This is a genomic window from Streptomyces sp. NPDC040432 (assembly GCF_055595445.1).
In genome coordinates, this window is record NZ_JBVIVP010000017.1 from 52,566 (window position 1) to 69,495 (window position 16,930).

Consider the following 16,930-nt stretch of genomic DNA (forward strand, 5'->3'; position numbering starts at 1 on the left):
ACGCCGATGGCATCAGCCATCACGACCCTCGCGGCAGACGCCCCGACGCTGTCTGCCGCGAACACCGGGTTCATGCTCATCTGCTCCGCCCTGGTCATGCTGATGACCCCGGGACTCGCCTTCTTCTACGGAGGCATGGTCCGCGTCAAGAGCAGCCTCAACATGCTGATGATGAGCTTCATCAGCCTCGGGATCGTCACGATCCTCTGGGTCCTCTACGGCTTCAGCCTCGCCTTCGGCACCGACCACGGCTCCCTCATCGGGTGGAACTCCGACTACGTGGGCCTCAGCGGCATCGGGATCACCGAGCTCTGGGACGGCTACACCATCCCCGTGTACGTCTTCGCCGTCTTCCAGCTGATGTTCGCCGTCATCACCCCGGCCCTCATCAGCGGCGCCCTCGCCGACCGCGTCAAGTTCAGCGCCTGGGTGCTGTTCACCGTCCTGTGGGTCACCGTCGTCTACTTCCCCGTCGCCCACTGGGTGTGGGGCGCGGGCGGCTGGCTCTTCGAGCTCGGCGTCATCGACTTCGCGGGCGGTACCGCCGTCCACATCAACGCGGGCGCGGCCGCCCTCGGCGTCATCCTGGTCATCGGCAAGCGCGTCGGCTTCAAGAAGGACCCGATGCGCCCGCACAGCCTCCCCCTCGTGATGCTCGGCGCCGGCCTGCTGTGGTTCGGCTGGTTCGGCTTCAACGCCGGATCCTGGCTCGGCAACGACGACGGCGTCGGCGCCGTCATGTTCGTCAACACCCAGGTCGCCACCGCCGCCGCCATGCTCGCCTGGCTCGCCTACGAGAAGCTCCGCCACGGCTCGTTCACCACCCTCGGCGCCGCCTCCGGCGCGGTCGCCGGCCTCGTCGCCATCACCCCCGCCGGTGGATCCGTCAGCCCGCTCGGCGCGATCGCCGTCGGTGCCATCGCCGGTGTCCTGTGCGCCATGGCCGTCGGCCTCAAGTACAAGTTCGGCTACGACGACTCCCTCGACGTGGTCGGCGTCCACCTCGTCGGCGGCATCGCGGGCTCCCTCCTCGTCGGCCTCTTCGCCACGGGCGGGGTCCAGTCCGACGCGGCGGGCCTCTTCTACGGCGGCGGCCTCGAACAACTCGGCAAGCAGGCCGTCGGCGTCCTCGCCGTCCTCGCCTACTCTCTCGTCGCATCGGCGCTCCTCGCCCTCCTCCTCGACAGGACGATGGGGATGCGGGTCGACGAGGACGTCGAGGTCTCCGGAATCGACCAGGTCGAGCACGCCGAGACCGCCTACGACTTCAGCGGAGCCGGCGGCGGAGCGGCCACGCGCACCGCCCCCGCACCCGCCACCGCCGCAGCGAGCAAGAAGGTAGACGCATGAAGCTGATCACCGCGATCGTCAAGCCGTACAAGCTGGACGAGATCAAGGAAGCCCTCCAGGCGTTCGGGGTCCAGGGACTCACCGTCTCCGAGGCCAGCGGGTACGGACGCCAGCGCGGTCACACCGAGGTCTACCGGGGCGCCGAGTACACCGTGGACCTCGTACCCAAGATCCGCGTCGAGGTCCTCGTCGAGGACACCGACGCCGAGGAACTGATCGACCTCATCGTGCGCGTCGCCAGCACCGGCAAGATCGGCGACGGCAAGGTGTGGAGCGTCCCCGTGGACTCGGTGGTCCGGGTCCGCACCGGCGAGCGCGGCGCCGACGCGCTCTAGCTGACAGGAGCCCCCGGGTGACGAGCGTCGAACCGACCACGACCGGTCCGGACAACGATCCGCGCGACGCGGGGCCCAGCGGCTACGCCGCGGCCCGGCTGCGACTCCTCCAGGAGGAGTCGCGGTCCGGGCCGTCCCGGCGTTCCGCCCTGTCCGCACTGACGGACGGATGGCTGACCTCCCTGTTCGCCACCGCCGCGCGCGAGACCGGAGTACGCGGCGCGTCCCTCGTCGCCGTCGGCGGCTACGGCCGGGGGGAACTGTCCCCGCGCAGCGACCTCGACCTGCTGCTGCTCCACGACGGCAAGGCGCGACCACGGGCGCTCGCCGCGCTCGCCGACCGGCTCTGGTACCCCGTGTGGGACCTCGGCCTGGCCCTGGACCACTCGGTGCGCACCCCGGGGGAGGCCCGCAGGACCGCCGCCGAGGACCTCAAGGTGCACCTCGGACTGCTCGACGCCCGGCCCGTCGCCGGGGACGCCGGACTGCTCGCCGGCCTGCGCACCTCGGTGCTCGCCGACTGGCGCAACCAGGCCACCCAACGGCTCCCGCAGTTGCACGCCCTGTGCCGCGACCGGGCCGACCGGGCGGGGGAGCTGCGCTTCCTGCTGGAACCCGACCTCAAGGAGGCCCGCGGTGGGCTGCGCGACGCCACGGCGCTGCGGGCCGTGGCCGCGTCCTGGCTGGCCGACGCCCCGCGCGGGGGACTGGCCGAGGCCAGGCGCCGGCTGCTGGACGCGCGGGACGCCCTGCACCTGGTGACGGGCCGGGCGACCGACCGGCTCGCCCTCCAGGAACAGGAACAGGTCGCCGCCCGGCTCGGCCTGATGGACTCCGACGCCCTGCTCCGCGAGGTGTACGAGGCCGCACGGGTCATCTCCTACGCGGGCGACGTCACCTGGCGCGAGGTCGGACGGGTCCTCCGGGCCCGGGCCGCCCGGCCGCGCCTGCGCGGACTGCTGGGGACACGGGGGGTCCCGGCAGTCGAGCGCGCACCCCTGGCCGAAGGCGTCGTCGAGTCCGACGGGGAAGCCGTACTGGCCCTGGCCGCGCGACCCGACCGCGACCCCGTACTGCCCCTGCGGTTCGGGGCGGCGGCGGCGCAGGCCGGACTGCCCGTCTCCCTGCACGCCGTACGCCGCCTCGCGGCCCAGGCCAAACCGCTGCCGGTGCCCTGGCCGGCCGAGGCGCGGGAACAGCTCGTGACCCTGCTGGGCGCGGGCGAGCCGACCATCGGGGTGTGGGAGGCGCTGGAGGCGGAGGGGCTGATCACCCGACTGCTCCCCGACTGGGAACGGGTGCGGTGCAGGCCGCAGCGCAACCCGGTGCACACCTGGACGGTGGACCGGCACCTCATCGAGACGGCGGTACGGGCCTCGGCCCTGACCCGCCGGGTCGGCCGCCCCGACCTGCTGCTCATGGCCGCCCTGCTGCACGACATCGGCAAGGGCTGGCCGGGGGACCACTCGGTGGCCGGCGAGACCATCGCCCGGGACATGGCCGTCCGGGTGGGCTTCGACGCCGAGGACGCCGCCGTGCTGGCCGTCCTCGTACGCCACCACCTGCTGCTCATCGACACCGCGACCCGGCGCGACCTGGACGACCCGGCCACCGTCCGCTCCGTCGCCCGGGCCCTGGGATCGCCCGGCACGCTGGAGATCCTGCACGCGCTGACCGAGGCCGACGCCCTCGCGACGGGCCCCGCGGCCTGGAGCACCTGGCGGGCCTCCCTCGTGGCCGACCTCGTGGAGCGGGTCGCCGCCGTCCTGCGCGGCGCACCGCCCGCCGCCGGCGAGCCGGAGATCCCGAGCACCGAACAGGAGCGCCTGGCGGTGGAGGCGCTGCGCACGGGGGAACCCGTGCTGGCGCTGCGCGCCCGTGAGGAGGAGGACGAAGCCGTCGGGGTGGAACTGGTCCTCGCCGTTCCCGACCAGCCCGGTGTGCTCCCGGCCGCCGCCGGGGTCCTGGCGCTGCACCGGCTGACGGTCCGGGCGGCGGACCTCCGCTCGATGGAGCTTCCGGACCTGCCCGGCGAGGTCCTGGTGCTGCGCTGGCGGGTGGCCGCCGAGTACGGGGCGCTGCCCCAGGCGGCCCGGCTGCGGACCGACCTGATGCGGGCGCTGGACGGCTCGCTCGACGTCCCGTCGAAGCTCGCGGACCGCGAGGCGGCCTACCCGCGTCGGCGGGGCGTCGTACCGCCGCCGCCGCGGGTCAGGGCCGTGCCGGACGTCTCCTCGCTGGCCACCGTCCTGGAGGTGCGGGCTCCCGACGCGGTCGGGCTGCTGCACCGCATCGGCCGGGCCCTGGAGACGGCCGGGGTCCGGGTGCGCAGCGCGCACGTCTCCACCCTGGGCGCCAACGCCGTGGACACCGTCTACGTCGTCGACGCCGACGGCAAGCCCCTGGCCGGGGCCGACGCCGCCGTCCTGGCCGCGTCGGTGCAGACCGCGCTGACGTAGGCCGCCCGCGCCGCGGGCCCCCGCCGCCCGCCCCCGCCGCCCGCCCCCGTACGTAGTCCGTCGTCGCCAGCCGTGCTCCCCGGACGGTGAACGGGACGGGACGGGGGAGGAAAGGGGCGGGACGGGGAGCGGAAAAGGCAATGGCGCCCGCAGGGCCGGGCAGGCGGCGCGGCCCGATACCCTGGGGGACGACCACCACGCCCCCGACCCGAGGAATCGCGACCACCGTGTTCGATACGCTTTCCGACCGCCTCAGCGCGACCTTCAAGTCCCTCCGGGGCAAAGGCCGCCTCTCCGAGCAGGACATCGACGCTGCGGCGCGGGAAATCCGTATCGCCCTCCTTGAGGCCGACGTCGCGCTCCCCGTGGTCCGCTCCTTCATCGCGAACGTCAAGGAAAGGGCCCGTGGCGAGGAGGTCAGCAAGGCGCTGAACCCCGGCCAGCAGGTCCTGAAGATCGTCAACGACGAGCTGGTGAGCATCCTCGGTGGTGAGACCCGCCGACTGCGGTTCGCCAAGACCGCGCCCACCGTGATCATGCTCGCGGGCCTCCAGGGTGCCGGTAAGACCACCCTCGCCGGAAAGCTCGGCCTCTGGCTGAAGGGGCAGGGGCACTCCCCGCTCCTCGTGGCGTGCGACCTCCAGCGCCCCAACGCCGTCAACCAGCTCTCCGTCGTCGCCGAGCGCGCGGGCGTCGCGGTCTACGCGCCCCAGCCGGGCAACGGCGTCGGCGACCCGGTCCAGGTCGCGAAGGACTCCGTCGAGTACGCGCGCACCAAGCAGTTCGACATCGTGATCGTCGACACCGCCGGCCGCCTCGGCATCGACCAGGAACTGATGCAGCAGGCCGCGGACATCCGCGACGCCGTCAGCCCCGACGAGATCCTCTTCGTCGTCGACGCCATGATCGGACAGGACGCGGTCAACACCGCCGAGGCCTTCCGCGACGGCGTCGGCTTCGACGGCGTGGTGCTCTCCAAGCTCGACGGTGACGCCCGCGGTGGCGCCGCGCTCTCCATCGCGCACGTCACCGGCAAGCAGATCATGTTCGCCTCGAACGGCGAGAAGCTCGACGAGTTCGACGCCTTCCACCCGGACCGCATGGCCGGACGGATCCTCGACATGGGTGACATGCTCACCCTCATCGAGCAGGCCGAGAAGACCTTCTCGCAGGCCGAGGCCGAGAAGATGGCGGCCAAGCTCGCCAAAGGCCCCAAGGAGTTCACGCTCGACGACTTCCTGGCCCAGATGGAGCAGGTCCGCAAGATGGGCTCCATCTCCAAGCTCCTCGGCATGCTGCCGGGCATGGGGCAGATCAAGGACCAGATCAACAACATCGACGAGCGCGACGTCGACCGCACGGCCGCGATCATCAAGTCGATGACCCCGGCCGAGCGCCACGACCCGCACATCATCAACGGCTCCCGCCGCGCCCGCATCGCCAAGGGCTCCGGCGTCGAGGTCAGCGCCGTCAAGAGCCTCGTCGAGCGCTTCTTCGAGGCCCGCAAGATGATGTCCCGCATGGCCCAGGGCGGCGGGATGCCCGGCATGCCCGGCATCCCGGGCATGGGGGGCGGCCCCGGTCGGCAGAAGAAGCAGGTCAAGCAGGCCAAGGGCAAGCGCAAGAGCGGCAACCCGATGAAGCGCAAGGAAGAGGAGGCCGCCGCCGCGGCCCGGCGCGAGCAGGGTCCCCAGGCGGACGAGCCGGCCGCGGCCGGCAACCCGTTCGGTCTCCCCGCGGGCGGCGGCCAGGCCGGTCAGGACTTCGACCTGCCGGACGAGTTCAAGAAGTTCATGAAGTAGGGCGCACGCCACGCACGTCGGGGAGGGCCCCGGCCGGAGGAGACCGACGAGGTCGCCCGGCCGGGGCCCTCCCCCGTTCCCCCGGGTTCCCCGCCCGCGACCTGCGGGGGCGATGATCACGTTTGTCCCTTATCGTCGGCCGGGAGGACGGCATAAGGAGGCCCCGTGCCCAGCCCCACCCCCGTACCGCCGCGCGACCGGGCCGATACGCCCTGGCGCTCCGAGGGCGCCCCGCCCACCCCGCCGCCCCGCAAGAAGATGCCCGGCGGCTGGCGCGGACTGATCCTCGCCGCTCTGATCGTCTACCTCATCACCAACCTCGTCCTGTCGTTCTTCAACGAGGGCGACGAACCGGTCATCTCCTACACGGAGTTCAGCAAGCAGGTCACCAACGGCAACGTCTCGAAGATCTACTCCAAGGGCGACGCCATCCAGGGCGAACTCAAGGCGAAACAGCCCCTGCCCGACGGGGACAAGGGCGACTACACCAAGTTCGTCACGCAGCGCCCCGCCTTCGCCGACGACGCCCTGTGGGCCGACCTCACCAAGCAGAACGTGACCGTGACCGCCTCACCGGTCGTCGTCCAGCGCAGCTTCCTCGCCAACCTGCTGCTCTCGCTCGCCCCGATGCTCCTACTGGTCCTGCTGTGGGTGCTCGTCGCCCGCCGGATGGGCGCCGCGATGGGCGGTGCGGGCGGCCTGGGCCGCAAGGCCCCGCCCAAACCGGTGGAACTGGAGGGCGCGCAGCGCACCACCTTCGCGGACGTGGCCGGGATCGACGAGGTCGAGGGCGAACTCAACGACGTCGTCGACTTCCTCAAGAACCCCGGGCAGTACCGGAGGATGGGAGCCCGGATGCCCGGCGGCGTCCTGCTCTCCGGCCCGCCCGGAACCGGAAAGACCCTGCTGGCCCGGGCCGTCGCCGGCGAGGCCGGGGTGCCCTTCTTCTCCGCCTCCGCCTCCGAGTTCATCGAGATGATCGTCGGTGTCGGCGCGTCCCGGGTCCGCGAACTCTTCGCCGAGGCCCGCAAGGTGGCTCCCGCGATCATCTTCATCGACGAGATCGACACCATCGGCCGGGCCCGGGGCGCGGGCGCGGGCATGGGCGGCCACGACGAACGCGAACAGACCCTGAACCAGATCCTCACCGAGATGGACGGGTTCTCCGGCTCGGAGGGCGTCGTCGTCATCGCCGCCACCAACCGGGCCGACGTCCTCGACCCCGCGTTGACCCGCCCCGGCCGCTTCGACCGGACCGTGGTCGTCTCCCCGCCCGACCGCCCGGGCCGCGAGGCCATCCTGCGCATCCACACCCGGGACATCCCGCTCGCCCCGGACGTGGACCTCGACCGGGTGGCCCGCAGCACCCCGGGCATGACCGGCGCCGAACTGGCCAACCTCGCCAACGAGGGCGCGCTGCTCGCCGTCAAGCGCGGCCGGGACGCGGTGACCGCGGCCGACCTCTCCGACGCGCTGGAGAAGGTCCAACTGGGCGCCGAGCGCTCCCTGGTCATGCCGGAGGAGGAGCGCCGCCGCACGGCCTACCACGAGAGCGGGCACGCCCTCCTGGGCATGCTCCAGCCCGGCGCCGACCCCGTCCGCAAGATCACCATCGTCCCGCGCGGCCGCGCGCTCGGCGTCACGCTCTCCACCCCGGACGCGGACCGGTACGCCTACACCGAGGAGTACCTGCGCGGCCGGATCATCGGCGCCCTCGGCGGCATGGCGGCCGAACACGTCGTCTACGACGTCATCACCACGGGCTCGGAGAGCGACCTCGAACAGGTCACCAACATCGCCCGCGGCATGGCCGGCCGCTGGGGCATGAGCGAGCGCGTCGGCCGGCTCACCGCCATCCCCTCCGACGGCCAGAGCCCCTACGGACTCGCCGCCGCCCCCGCCACCCTCGACGCGGTCGACCACGAGATGCGGCGGATCGTCGACGAGTGCTACGAGGACGCCTGCCGGCTGCTGCGCGAGCACCGACCACAGCTCGACGACCTCGCGCGGGCCCTGCTGGCCGCCGAAACCCTCGACGAGGCGGCGGCGTACGCGGCCGCCGGCATCCCGAGGCTCACCAAGGACCACGACCCGGGGGACTGACCGGATCCGGTCGCCGCCCGCGCCCGGCTCCGGCCCCTCCGTACGGGAGCCGGAACCGGAACGGGCGCGTTAGGCCACCCGGGCGACGACGTACCGGAAGATGTTCGGCAGCCAGACGGCGCCGTCACCCCGCTCGAAGGGGTGGAGCGCCTCCGACAGCTCCTTCTCCGCGAGCGCCGGATCGGCCGCGCCGTCGTACAGCCCGGTCGACAGCAGACCGCGTACGGCACTGTCCACGTCCGCGTACCCGAAGGGGCAGAACACCCGCCCCGAACCGTCCGGCACCAGTCCGGCCCGCGCCGCCATCGCGTCCAGGTCCCGCCCCACCGGGCCGCCGCCCAGCACCGCGGGCACCGTGCACCGCTCCGGCGGCCCCCAGTCGGCCAGCACCACGGCCCCGCCCCGCCGGACCCCGGGCAGGGCCGTGGCCAGCGCTCCCGGGGACGGCGAGAAGGCCAGCAGGACGTCGTAGGGCCGTTCGGCGGGAACCGGGGGGTCCGCCGCCACCTCCAGCAGTCGTTCCCGGGCCAGCGCCCGGCGCGCCGGATCCGCCTCCACACCCGTGGCGGCGGCGCCCCGCCCCGCGGCCAGCAGCAGCGGCAGCCCCGCCCCACAGCCGAGGCCCAGCAGCCGGTCACCCGGCCCGACCTCCAGTCGGTCGTAGACCGCCTCGTAGAGCGGTACCAGCATCCGTTCCTGGATCTCGGCCCAGTCCCGGGCGACGAGCGTCGCCGTCGGCGTCGGTGTCATCGAAAGAGCGCTCCTGATTCCGTATCGCCCCCTTGCCCCCGTTGCCAGGGAACTCCCCATTCGCCCCCGCGTCCAGAGGAGCGCGCCACCCGATTCACGCTCGGTGCGCGCGGCGCCGTACCATTCGCGCCATGGCAAAGGCACCCGTTCTCACCCCGCAGGCGGAGGATTTCCCCCGCTGGTACCAGGATCTGATCAACAAGGCCGAGCTGGCCGACAACGGTCCGGTCCGCGGCACCATGGTCATCCGACCGTACGGCTACGGCCTGTGGGAGCGGATGCAGCAGGAGATGGACGCGCGGATCAAGGACGCGGGCGCCCAGAACGCCTACTTCCCGCTCTTCATCCCGCAGTCCTACCTGACGAAGGAGGCGGAGCACGTCGAGGGCTTCGCCCCCGAGCTCGCGGTCGTCACGCACGGCGGCGGCAAGGAGCTCGACGAGCCGGTCGTCGTCCGGCCCACCTCCGAGACGATCATCAACGACTACTTCTCCAAGTGGGTCCAGAGCTACCGCGACCTGCCCCTGCTGATCAACCAGTGGGCCAACGTGGTCCGCTGGGAGATGCGCCCCCGCGTGTTCCTCCGTACGAGCGAGTTCCTCTGGCAGGAGGGCCACACGGCCCACGCCACCTACGAGGACGCCCGCGACTACGCGGCGCGGATCCACACGGACGTCTACGGCGACTTCATGAAGAACGTCCTCGGCATCGACGTGGTCCTCGGCCGCAAGACCGCCAAGGAGCGCTTCGCCGGGGCGATCAACACCCTCACCCTCGAAGGCATGATGGGTGACGGAAAGGCCCTCCAGCTGGGCACCAGCCACGAGCTGGGAACCAACTTCGCCAAGGCCTTCAACACGCAGTACCTGTCGAAGGAAGGCAAGCAGGAGCTCGTCTGGCAGACCTCCTGGGGCGTGTCGACCCGCATGGTCGGCGGCCTGATCATGTCCCACGGCGACGACAACGGCCTGCGGGTCCCGCCGCGCCTCGCGCACGTCCAGGTCGTCGTCATGGCGATCAAGGGCGACGAGGCCGTGGCCAAGGTCCGCGAGCTGGGCGCCCAACTGAAGGCCGCCGGTCTGCGCGTGTTCGTCGACGACCGCGTCGACACCCCCTTCGGCCGCCGCGCCGTGGACTGGGAGCTCAAGGGCGTACCGGTCCGCATCGAGATCGGCCCCCGCGACCTGGAGGCCGGCACCGCGATGCTGGCCCGCCGCATCCCGGGCGGCAAGACCCCGGTGCAGATCGACGCGCTCGCCGACCTGCTGCCCAAGGTGCTGGACGAGGACCAGGCGCAGCTGCTGCGCGAGTCCCGCGAGCGCCGCGAGTCCCGCACGTCGGACGTCGCGACCATCGAGGAGGCCGCGGAGGCCGCCGTCGCCGGTGGCTGGGCGCGCATCCCGTGGGCCGACCTCGGCCCCGAGGGCGAGGCCAAGCTCGCCGAGCAGGCCGTCTCCGTACGGTGCCTGATCGCTCCGGACGGGTCGGTTCCGGCGACGGACGACGCCCCGGGTACGCTCGCCATCGTCGCGCGCTCGTACTGAGTTCCAGGGCCACGCCCCCGGCGTGCGGCTCAGGCCGCGCACCGGGGGCGTGGCCGTGAGCGCACCCGGGGGTACTCGTTACGTACCGACTCCTCCTGGGATCGACGCACCCGTCCTCCTCCGGACGCATGAGGCTGAACTGACGGGTACGTGCAAAAAATTTGGAATGGCCCGGAATCGGAACACCGGGGCACCCCGGCTCGTTGTCACGACGTGAGCACGACACCACCTGTTCTCGCCGCAGAGCTGGCGCAGGCGTGGGCCGACATTCAGCGGTACCACCCCGAGCTGCCTGACCTTGCCGCGCCCGAGTCCCTGATCGGAGAGTCCTCGTCCGCCTGCGGCGCCGAGCTCTCCTTCGAGCGACTGCTGCACGAGGCAGTCCACGGCATCGCAGCCGCCCGCGGAGTCCGGGACACCTCCCGGGCCGGCCGCTACCACAACCGCAGATTCCTCGCGATCGCCGAGGAGATGGGGCTGGACCACTCCGAGGAGCCGCACGCCAGCAGCGGCTTCTCCCTGGTCTCGCTCAATCCCGAGGCGAAGAAGCGCTATCGCCCCACCATCGAGCGGCTCCAGCGCGCCCTCAAGGCGCACACGGTCGCCACCGCGGCCGACACCAAGCGCAGCTTCCGCGGCCCCGCCGCCCGCCACGGTTCCTCCGGCGGCGGCGTACGGGTCAAGGCCGTCTGCGACTGCGGGCGCAACGTACGCGTGGTCCCGTCGGTGCTGGCCCAGGCGCCGATCGTGTGCGGCGGCTGCATGAAGCCGTTCCGCATCCCGGACGTGGTCGTCACCGCGGCCGCCTCGTAATCGCCCGGGGCGGCTCCGGGGTGGCTCCGGGCCGGGTCGGCGCGCCTCTCGCGGGCGAGCGTGCCGCAGGCGTATGGCACAATGGCTAGCTGTACTCGACAGTCGCATAGGACCCCTCTCTCCTCCGGCTGACGCGTCCATCGGGCACCCGAGTACCGCAACCCCACGTGGCATCTCATGTGCCCAACCACGTCAAGTTCAGGAGACACCACTCCAGTGGCAGTCAAGATCAAGCTCAAGCGCCTCGGCAAGATTCGCCAGCCGCACTACCGCATCGTCGTCGCCGACGCCCGTACCCGTCGGGACGGTCGCGCGATCGAAGAGATCGGTATCTACCACCCGACGTACAACCCGTCGCGCATCGAGGTCAACGCCGAGCGTGCGCAGTACTGGCTGTCGGTCGGCGCCCAGCCCACCGAGGCCGTGCTCGCCATCCTGAAGCTGACCGGTGACTGGCAGGCGCACAAGGGCCTCCCGGCCCCCGCGCCGCTGCTGCAGCCGGAGACCAAGGAAAGCAAGCGTCGCACCTTCGACGAGTTCGCCAAGGCCCTTGAGGGCATCGGCGAGACCAAGGGCGAGGCCATCACGCAGAAGGCCAAGAAGGCCGACAAGAAGGCGGACGAGGCCGAGGCCGCCGCCGAGTCGACCGAGGCCTGAGCATGCTCGAGGAGGCTCTTGAGCACCTCGTGAAGGGCATTGTGGACAATCCCGACGAAGTGCAGGTCGCCTCGCGCAACCTGCGCCGCGGGCAGGTGCTGGAGGTCCGGGTCCACCCGGACGACCTCGGTAAGGTGATCGGTCGCAACGGCCGCACCGCACGTGCCCTGCGTACCGTCGTGGGTGCCATCGGCGGACGGGGCATCCGCGTCGACCTCGTCGACGTGGACCAGGTCCGCTGAGAAGTTGAATCACCGGCACGGGCCGGGGAGGGCGTTCGTCGCCCACCCCGGCCCGAGTCGTTTCCGCCCCCGGGCGGAGCCACCATTGACCTGAGAAGCCACGACGGAGAGGTACACCTCCGCGGGAGCGGCGGCGGGTCGGCCGCCGCGAAATGGAGAGGGACAGACAGTGGAGCTGGTAGTCGCGCGGATCGGCCGCGCCCACGGGATCAAGGGTGAGGTCACCGTCGAGGTACGGACCGACGAGCCCGAGCTGCGGCTCGGGCCCGGTGCCGTCCTGCGGACCGAACCCGCGTCGGCGGGTCCGCTGACCATCGAGACGGGCCGGGTCCACAGCGGTCGGCTCCTCCTCCGCTTCGCCGGCGTCAAGGACCGCACCGGCGCCGAGGCGCTGCGCAACATCCTGCTCGTCGCCGAGGTCGACCCGGCGGAACTGCCGGAAGAACCCGACGAGTACTACGACCACCAGCTGATGGACCTGGACGTCGTGCTCGCCGACGGAACCCCCGTCGGCCGCATCACCGAGATCTCCCACCTGCCCTCGCAGGACCTCTTCATCGTCGAACGCCCCGACGGCACCGAGGTGATGATCCCCTTCGTCGAGGAGATCGTCTCCGAGATCGACCTGGAGGAGCAGCGCTGCGTCATCACCCCGCCGCCCGGGCTGATCGACGACCGCGCCGAGATCGCCTCCGCGCGGGACGCCGAGGCCGGGGCGAACACCGAGGGCGCTGCCTGATGCGGCTGGACGTCGTCACGATCTTCCCCGAGTACCTCGAACCGCTGAACGTCTCCCTCGTCGGCAAGGCGCGGGCCCGCGGACAGCTCGACGTACACGTCCACGACCTGCGGGACTGGACGTACGACCGGCACAACACGGTCGACGACACCCCGTACGGCGGCGGCCCCGGCATGGTCATGAAGACCGACCCGTGGGGCGAGGCCCTCGACACGGCGCTGGCCGACGGCTACGAGTCCGGGGCGCACGGCCCGGTCCTGGTCGTGCCCACCCCCAGCGGTCGGCCCTTCACCCAGGAACTGGCCGTCGAGCTGTCCGAGCGCCCCTGGCTGATCTTCACGCCGGCACGGTACGAGGGCATCGACCGCCGCGTCATGGACGAGTACGCGACGCGCCTGCCGGTCTACGAGGTGTCCATCGGCGACTACGTCCTCGCCGGCGGCGAGGCCGCCGTCCTGGTCGTGACCGAGGCCGTGGCCCGGCTGCTGCCCGGGGTGCTGGGCAACGCCGAATCGCACCGCGACGACTCCTTCGCACCCGGCGAAATGGCCAACCTGCTGGAAGGCCCCGTCTACACCAAGCCCCCGGAGTGGCGCGGGCGCGGCATCCCCGAGGTGCTGCTCAGCGGCCACCACGGGAAGATCGCCCGCTGGCGCCGCGACGAGGCGTTCCGCCGCACCGCGCGGAACCGCCCCGACCTGATCGAGCGCTGTGAGGCCACCGCCTTCGACAAGAAGGACCGGGAGATCCTGAGCATCCTGGGCTGGAAGCCGACCACCGACGGCCGATTTTGGCGCAGGCCCGCCGCCGTGGAAGAATAGGCGGCTGTTGTGTGCTCGCAGGCGCCCCTGCCACAGGGGGACCGTCGTCGGCGACGTGACACGACTCCCGAATTCTCTACGGAAATCCGCACCGGCGACCTGTGGCGTCGTGCGAAGAAAGCAGACGAACTCCATGTCTCACCTGCTCGATGGCGTCAACGCCGCCTCGCTGCGCACCGACGTCCCGGCCTTCCGCCCCGGTGACACGATCAACGTGCACGTCCGCGTGATCGAGGGCAACCGCTCCCGTATCCAGCAGTTCAAGGGTGTGGTCATCCGTCGCCAGGGTTCTGGCGTCTCCGAGACCTTCACCGTCCGCAAGGTCTCCTTCAGCGTCGGCGTGGAGCGTACCTTCCCGGTCCACTCCCCGATCTTCGAGAAGATCGAGCTCGTCACCCGCGGTGACGTGCGTCGCGCCAAGCTGTACTTCCTCCGTGAGCTCCGCGGCAAGGCCGCGAAGATCAAGGAGAAGCGCGACCGCTGATCTCCGCTCCGGATCCAGCGGGCGGCCGGATAGGCTCGCCTGCGATGGACACCGAAGCAGATCTCACACAGCGCGGCCGCTCCGTCCCCGAGAAGGGGGCGGAGGGGCCGCGTTCTGTGTTTTCGGGGGTTCCGGCCTGGCGGCGTGCCGGGCTGCTCGGCGTGATCTGCGCCGTCTTCCTGCTGCTGCTCGGGAACTTCGTCGTCCAGCCCTTCCTGATCCCGAGCCACTCGATGGAACCGACGCTCCGGGTCGGCGACCGGCTCCTGGTCAACAAGTTGGCGTACCGGTTCGGCGACGAGCCGCGGCGCGGGGACGTGGTGGTCTTCGACGGCACCGGGTCCTTCGTGCGGGAACGCGCCGAGGGCAACCCGGTCGGCGAGATCCTGCGCGGCGCCGGATCGGCGTTGGGGCTGGCCCAGCCGCCCGACACCGACTTCGTGAAGCGGGTCGTGGGCGTCGGCGGGGACGACGTCGTGTGCTGCGACGCGGGCGGTCGGATCCAGGTCAACGGGGTCGCGGTCGACGAGCCGTACCTCTTTCCCGGTGACACCCCCTCGAAGGTGCCCTTCCGGATCGTCGTGCCACTGGGCACCCTGTGGGTGATGGGTGACCACCGGTCCCAGTCCCGGGACTCGCGCGACCACCTCGGTGAGCCGGGCGGGGGGATGGTGCCGGTGGAGAAGGTGATCGGGCGGGCCGACTGGATCGGCTGGCCCGTCTCGCGCTGGGGTTCCGTCGCGGGAGTCGACGACGGCCCGGGCGGTGGCCCGCATGGGTAGCCGGGGCCGCCCGAAGGGCGGACGCAAGCCGGGATCGCGGTCGCAGGGGCCCGGGGAGAGCCCCTCCGGGCGGACGGCCCGCAAGCCGAAACTCCCCTCCGGGCGAACGGACTTCGGCGCGTGGCGCGGCATCGGCATGGAACCGGACACCGCGGGGACGGTGGAGGGGCCCGGACGGAAGCCGGACACCGCTTCGGACACCGCTTCGGGCATCCGTTCCGGTTCCGGTTCGGGTTCCGTCCCGGGTGAGGGCGGAAGCAGGGCGGAGCGGCGCCGGGTGGCGCGGCGGGTCCGGCGGCGCCGACGCACCCGTCGGGCGGGCGAGCTGCCGCTGCTGGTCGTGGTCGCGCTGTGCATCGCCCTGGTGCTCAAGACCTTCCTGGTGCAGGCCTTCTTCATCCCCTCCGGGTCGATGGAACAGACGATCCGGATCGGCGACCGCGTCCTCGTGGACAAGCTGACGCCGTGGTTCGGCTCCGAGATCGAGCGCGGGGACGTCGTCGTCTTCGAGGATCCGGGTGGCTGGCTCAAGGGGGAGGCGGCCAGGCCGCCCAAGGACCCGGCCGGGATCAAGCAGATCAAGGAGGCCCTGACCTTCATCGGCCTGCTGCCGTCCGCCGACGAACAGGACCTGATCAAGCGCGTCATCGGCGTGGGCGGCGACACCGTGAAGTGCTGCGACGACCGGGGCCGCGTAACCGTCAACGGCGCGCCGCTCGATGAGCCGTACGTGTCGCCGGGCAACGCCCCCTCGGAGATCCAGTTCGAGGTCAAGGTGCCGGCCGGACGGCTGTTCGTCATGGGTGATCACCGGGCCAACTCCGCCGACTCCCGGTTCCACCTGGACGAGGCGTTCGAAGGCACGATCGACGTGGAGAAGGTGGTCGGGGAGGCCGTGGTGATCGCCTGGCCCTTCGACCACTGGCGCAGGCTGGAGCAGCCGGCGACCTTCCTCACCGTGCCCGACCAGGCCCGGCGGGGCCGCCGGCGCGGGCCGGGCGGGCGCCGGGCGGGCACACCGTTCGCATAGTGTGTCCTTGGTCTCCCGCGCCTTAGGGAACTCCCGCTCGTTAAGGGAGGGGAGGGCCCGTTTCCCTTTGGAGCGGGCCGCGATTCTCGATTGAGGAGTGGATGTGGGGGATGTGGCAGTAGGCGCACGATCCGGACGCGACGAGGGCGAGGAGCGGCCGGACGACGCCGTCGAGCGCGAGGCCGAGGAGGACGCCGCAGAGGAGAGCCCGCAGCGTTCCTTCTGGAAGGAGCTGCCGCTCCTGATCGGTATCGCCCTGCTGCTGGCCCTGCTGATCAAGACGTTCCTGGTCCAGGCCTTCTCGATCCCGTCCGACTCGATGCAGGACACGCTGCAACGGGGCGACCGGGTCCTCGTGGACAAGCTGACCCCGTGGTTCGGCTCGGAGCCCGAGCGCGGTGAGGTCGTCGTCTTCCACGACCCCGCGGACTGGCTGTCCGACCAGCCCACGCCGGAGCCGAACTTCGCGCAGAAGGCCCTCAGTTGGATCGGCCTCATGCCGTCCGCCGAGGAGAAGGACCTGATCAAGCGGACCATCGCGATCGGCGGGGACACGGTCTCGTGCAAGAAGGGGGGACCGGTCGTCGTCAACGGCAAGGAGCTCGACGAGCCGTACATCTACCCCGGGGACAGCCCGTGCGACGACGCGCCCTTCGGTCCCATCAAGGTGCCCGAGGGCAAGATCTGGGTGATGGGTGACCACCGCCAGAACTCCCGGGACTCCCGCTGGCACATGCAGGACTCCACCCAGGGCTTCGTGCCGGTCGACAAGGTCGTCGGGCGCGCCGTGGTCGTCGCCTGGCCGGTCACCCGCTGGGCCACGCTGCCGATCCCGGACACCTTCGACCAGCCCGGCATCGGCAACCAGGCCGCGGCGACCGCCCTCGGCCTCGGAGCCGCCGGACTGGCGCCCGTCGGGCTCGGCCCGGCCGCCCTCGGGCTCGCCGGGGCCGTACCGCTCGTGCTGTGGCGCCGGCGGAGGCTGACCAAGGGGCGTACCGCCCGGTAGGGTGCCGCCC

General features: G+C 71.8%; 16 protein-coding genes. 15 read left to right on the forward strand and 1 reads right to left on the reverse strand.

Translation table 11 applies throughout. The features are described 5' to 3' along the window. Positions 1 to 6: 6 nt before the first annotated feature. From ACZ58N_RS28195 to ftsH, 5 genes are all read left to right on the forward strand, one after another. Positions 7 to 1,350 (forward strand): ammonium transporter, encoded by a 1,344-nt coding sequence (locus ACZ58N_RS28195; RefSeq protein WP_471165274.1) that lies wholly within the window; start codon positions 7 to 9, stop codon positions 1,348 to 1,350. Beyond that, a complete protein-coding gene (locus tag ACZ58N_RS28200; RefSeq protein ID WP_362875886.1) occupies positions 1,347 to 1,685 on the forward strand; it encodes a P-II family nitrogen regulator in 339 nt (112 codons plus the stop codon). The genes ACZ58N_RS28195 and ACZ58N_RS28200 overlap by 4 nt, the downstream gene beginning before the upstream one ends. A 17-nt stretch (positions 1,686 to 1,702) precedes the next feature. Continuing rightward, positions 1,703 to 4,144, forward strand: coding sequence for a [protein-PII] uridylyltransferase (locus ACZ58N_RS28205; protein ID WP_471165277.1), 2,442 nt, complete (start codon positions 1,703 to 1,705; stop codon positions 4,142 to 4,144). A 227-nt stretch (positions 4,145 to 4,371) separates the two neighbouring features. Further along, positions 4,372 to 5,946, forward strand: coding sequence for a signal recognition particle protein (gene ffh, locus ACZ58N_RS28210; protein ID WP_471165279.1), 1,575 nt, complete (start codon positions 4,372 to 4,374; stop codon positions 5,944 to 5,946). Positions 5,947 to 6,111: 165 nt separating this feature from the next. Continuing rightward, positions 6,112 to 8,049: an ATP-dependent zinc metalloprotease FtsH gene (gene ftsH, locus ACZ58N_RS28215; protein WP_471165282.1), complete on the forward strand. Its 1,938-nt coding sequence runs from the start codon at positions 6,112 to 6,114 to the stop codon at positions 8,047 to 8,049. A gap of 69 nt (positions 8,050 to 8,118) precedes the next feature. Here ftsH and ACZ58N_RS28220 read toward each other — a convergent pair whose 3' ends face one another. Continuing rightward, positions 8,119 to 8,799 (reverse strand): methyltransferase type 11, encoded by a 681-nt coding sequence (locus ACZ58N_RS28220; protein ID WP_471165285.1) that lies wholly within the window; start codon positions 8,797 to 8,799, stop codon positions 8,119 to 8,121. A 131-nt stretch (positions 8,800 to 8,930) separates the two neighbouring features. Here ACZ58N_RS28220 and proS point away from each other — a divergent pair, with 131 nt between their 5' ends. The 10 genes from proS (at position 8,931) to lepB (ACZ58N_RS28270) (ending at position 16,920) form a co-directional block, all read left to right on the forward strand. Further along, positions 8,931 to 10,343, forward strand: coding sequence for a proline--tRNA ligase (gene proS, locus ACZ58N_RS28225; RefSeq protein ID WP_471165288.1), 1,413 nt, complete (start codon positions 8,931 to 8,933; stop codon positions 10,341 to 10,343). A 213-nt stretch (positions 10,344 to 10,556) separates the two neighbouring features. Next, positions 10,557 to 11,156, forward strand: a complete 600-nt coding sequence (locus ACZ58N_RS28230) for a hypothetical protein (protein WP_281206313.1) — start codon at positions 10,557 to 10,559, stop codon at positions 11,154 to 11,156. Between the two features lie 216 nt (positions 11,157 to 11,372). After that, complete coding sequence (gene rpsP / locus ACZ58N_RS28235; RefSeq protein WP_281206312.1) at positions 11,373 to 11,813, forward strand: 30S ribosomal protein S16; 441 nt, start codon at positions 11,373 to 11,375, stop codon at positions 11,811 to 11,813. Positions 11,814 to 11,815: 2 nt separating this feature from the next. Beyond that, positions 11,816 to 12,055, forward strand: a complete 240-nt coding sequence (locus ACZ58N_RS28240) for an RNA-binding protein (RefSeq protein ID WP_030011889.1) — start codon at positions 11,816 to 11,818, stop codon at positions 12,053 to 12,055. Positions 12,056 to 12,224: 169 nt separating this feature from the next. After that, positions 12,225 to 12,794 (forward strand): ribosome maturation factor RimM, encoded by a 570-nt coding sequence (gene rimM / locus ACZ58N_RS28245; RefSeq protein ID WP_471165292.1) that lies wholly within the window; start codon positions 12,225 to 12,227, stop codon positions 12,792 to 12,794. After that, entirely contained in the window at positions 12,794 to 13,615 is an 822-nt protein-coding gene (trmD, locus tag ACZ58N_RS28250) for a tRNA (guanosine(37)-N1)-methyltransferase TrmD (protein ID WP_471165295.1), read from the forward strand. Before rimM ends, trmD begins: the two co-directional genes overlap by 1 nt. A gap of 133 nt (positions 13,616 to 13,748) precedes the next feature. After that, positions 13,749 to 14,099 carry a 50S ribosomal protein L19 gene (gene rplS / locus ACZ58N_RS28255; RefSeq protein WP_030227407.1) on the forward strand — a complete coding sequence of 117 codons (351 nt, stop codon included), beginning with the start codon at positions 13,749 to 13,751 and terminating at the stop codon, positions 14,097 to 14,099. Between the two features lie 44 nt (positions 14,100 to 14,143). Beyond that, a complete protein-coding gene (lepB, locus tag ACZ58N_RS28260) occupies positions 14,144 to 14,881 on the forward strand; it encodes a signal peptidase I (protein ID WP_471165298.1) in 738 nt (245 codons plus the stop codon). Next, a complete protein-coding gene (gene lepB / locus ACZ58N_RS28265; protein WP_471165300.1) occupies positions 14,874 to 15,911 on the forward strand; it encodes a signal peptidase I in 1,038 nt (345 codons plus the stop codon). Before lepB (ACZ58N_RS28260) ends, lepB (ACZ58N_RS28265) begins: the two co-directional genes overlap by 8 nt. Positions 15,912 to 16,023: 112 nt before the next feature. After that, positions 16,024 to 16,920: a signal peptidase I gene (lepB, locus tag ACZ58N_RS28270; RefSeq protein ID WP_471165303.1), complete on the forward strand. Its 897-nt coding sequence runs from the start codon at positions 16,024 to 16,026 to the stop codon at positions 16,918 to 16,920. Positions 16,921 to 16,930: the final 10 nt, after the last annotated feature.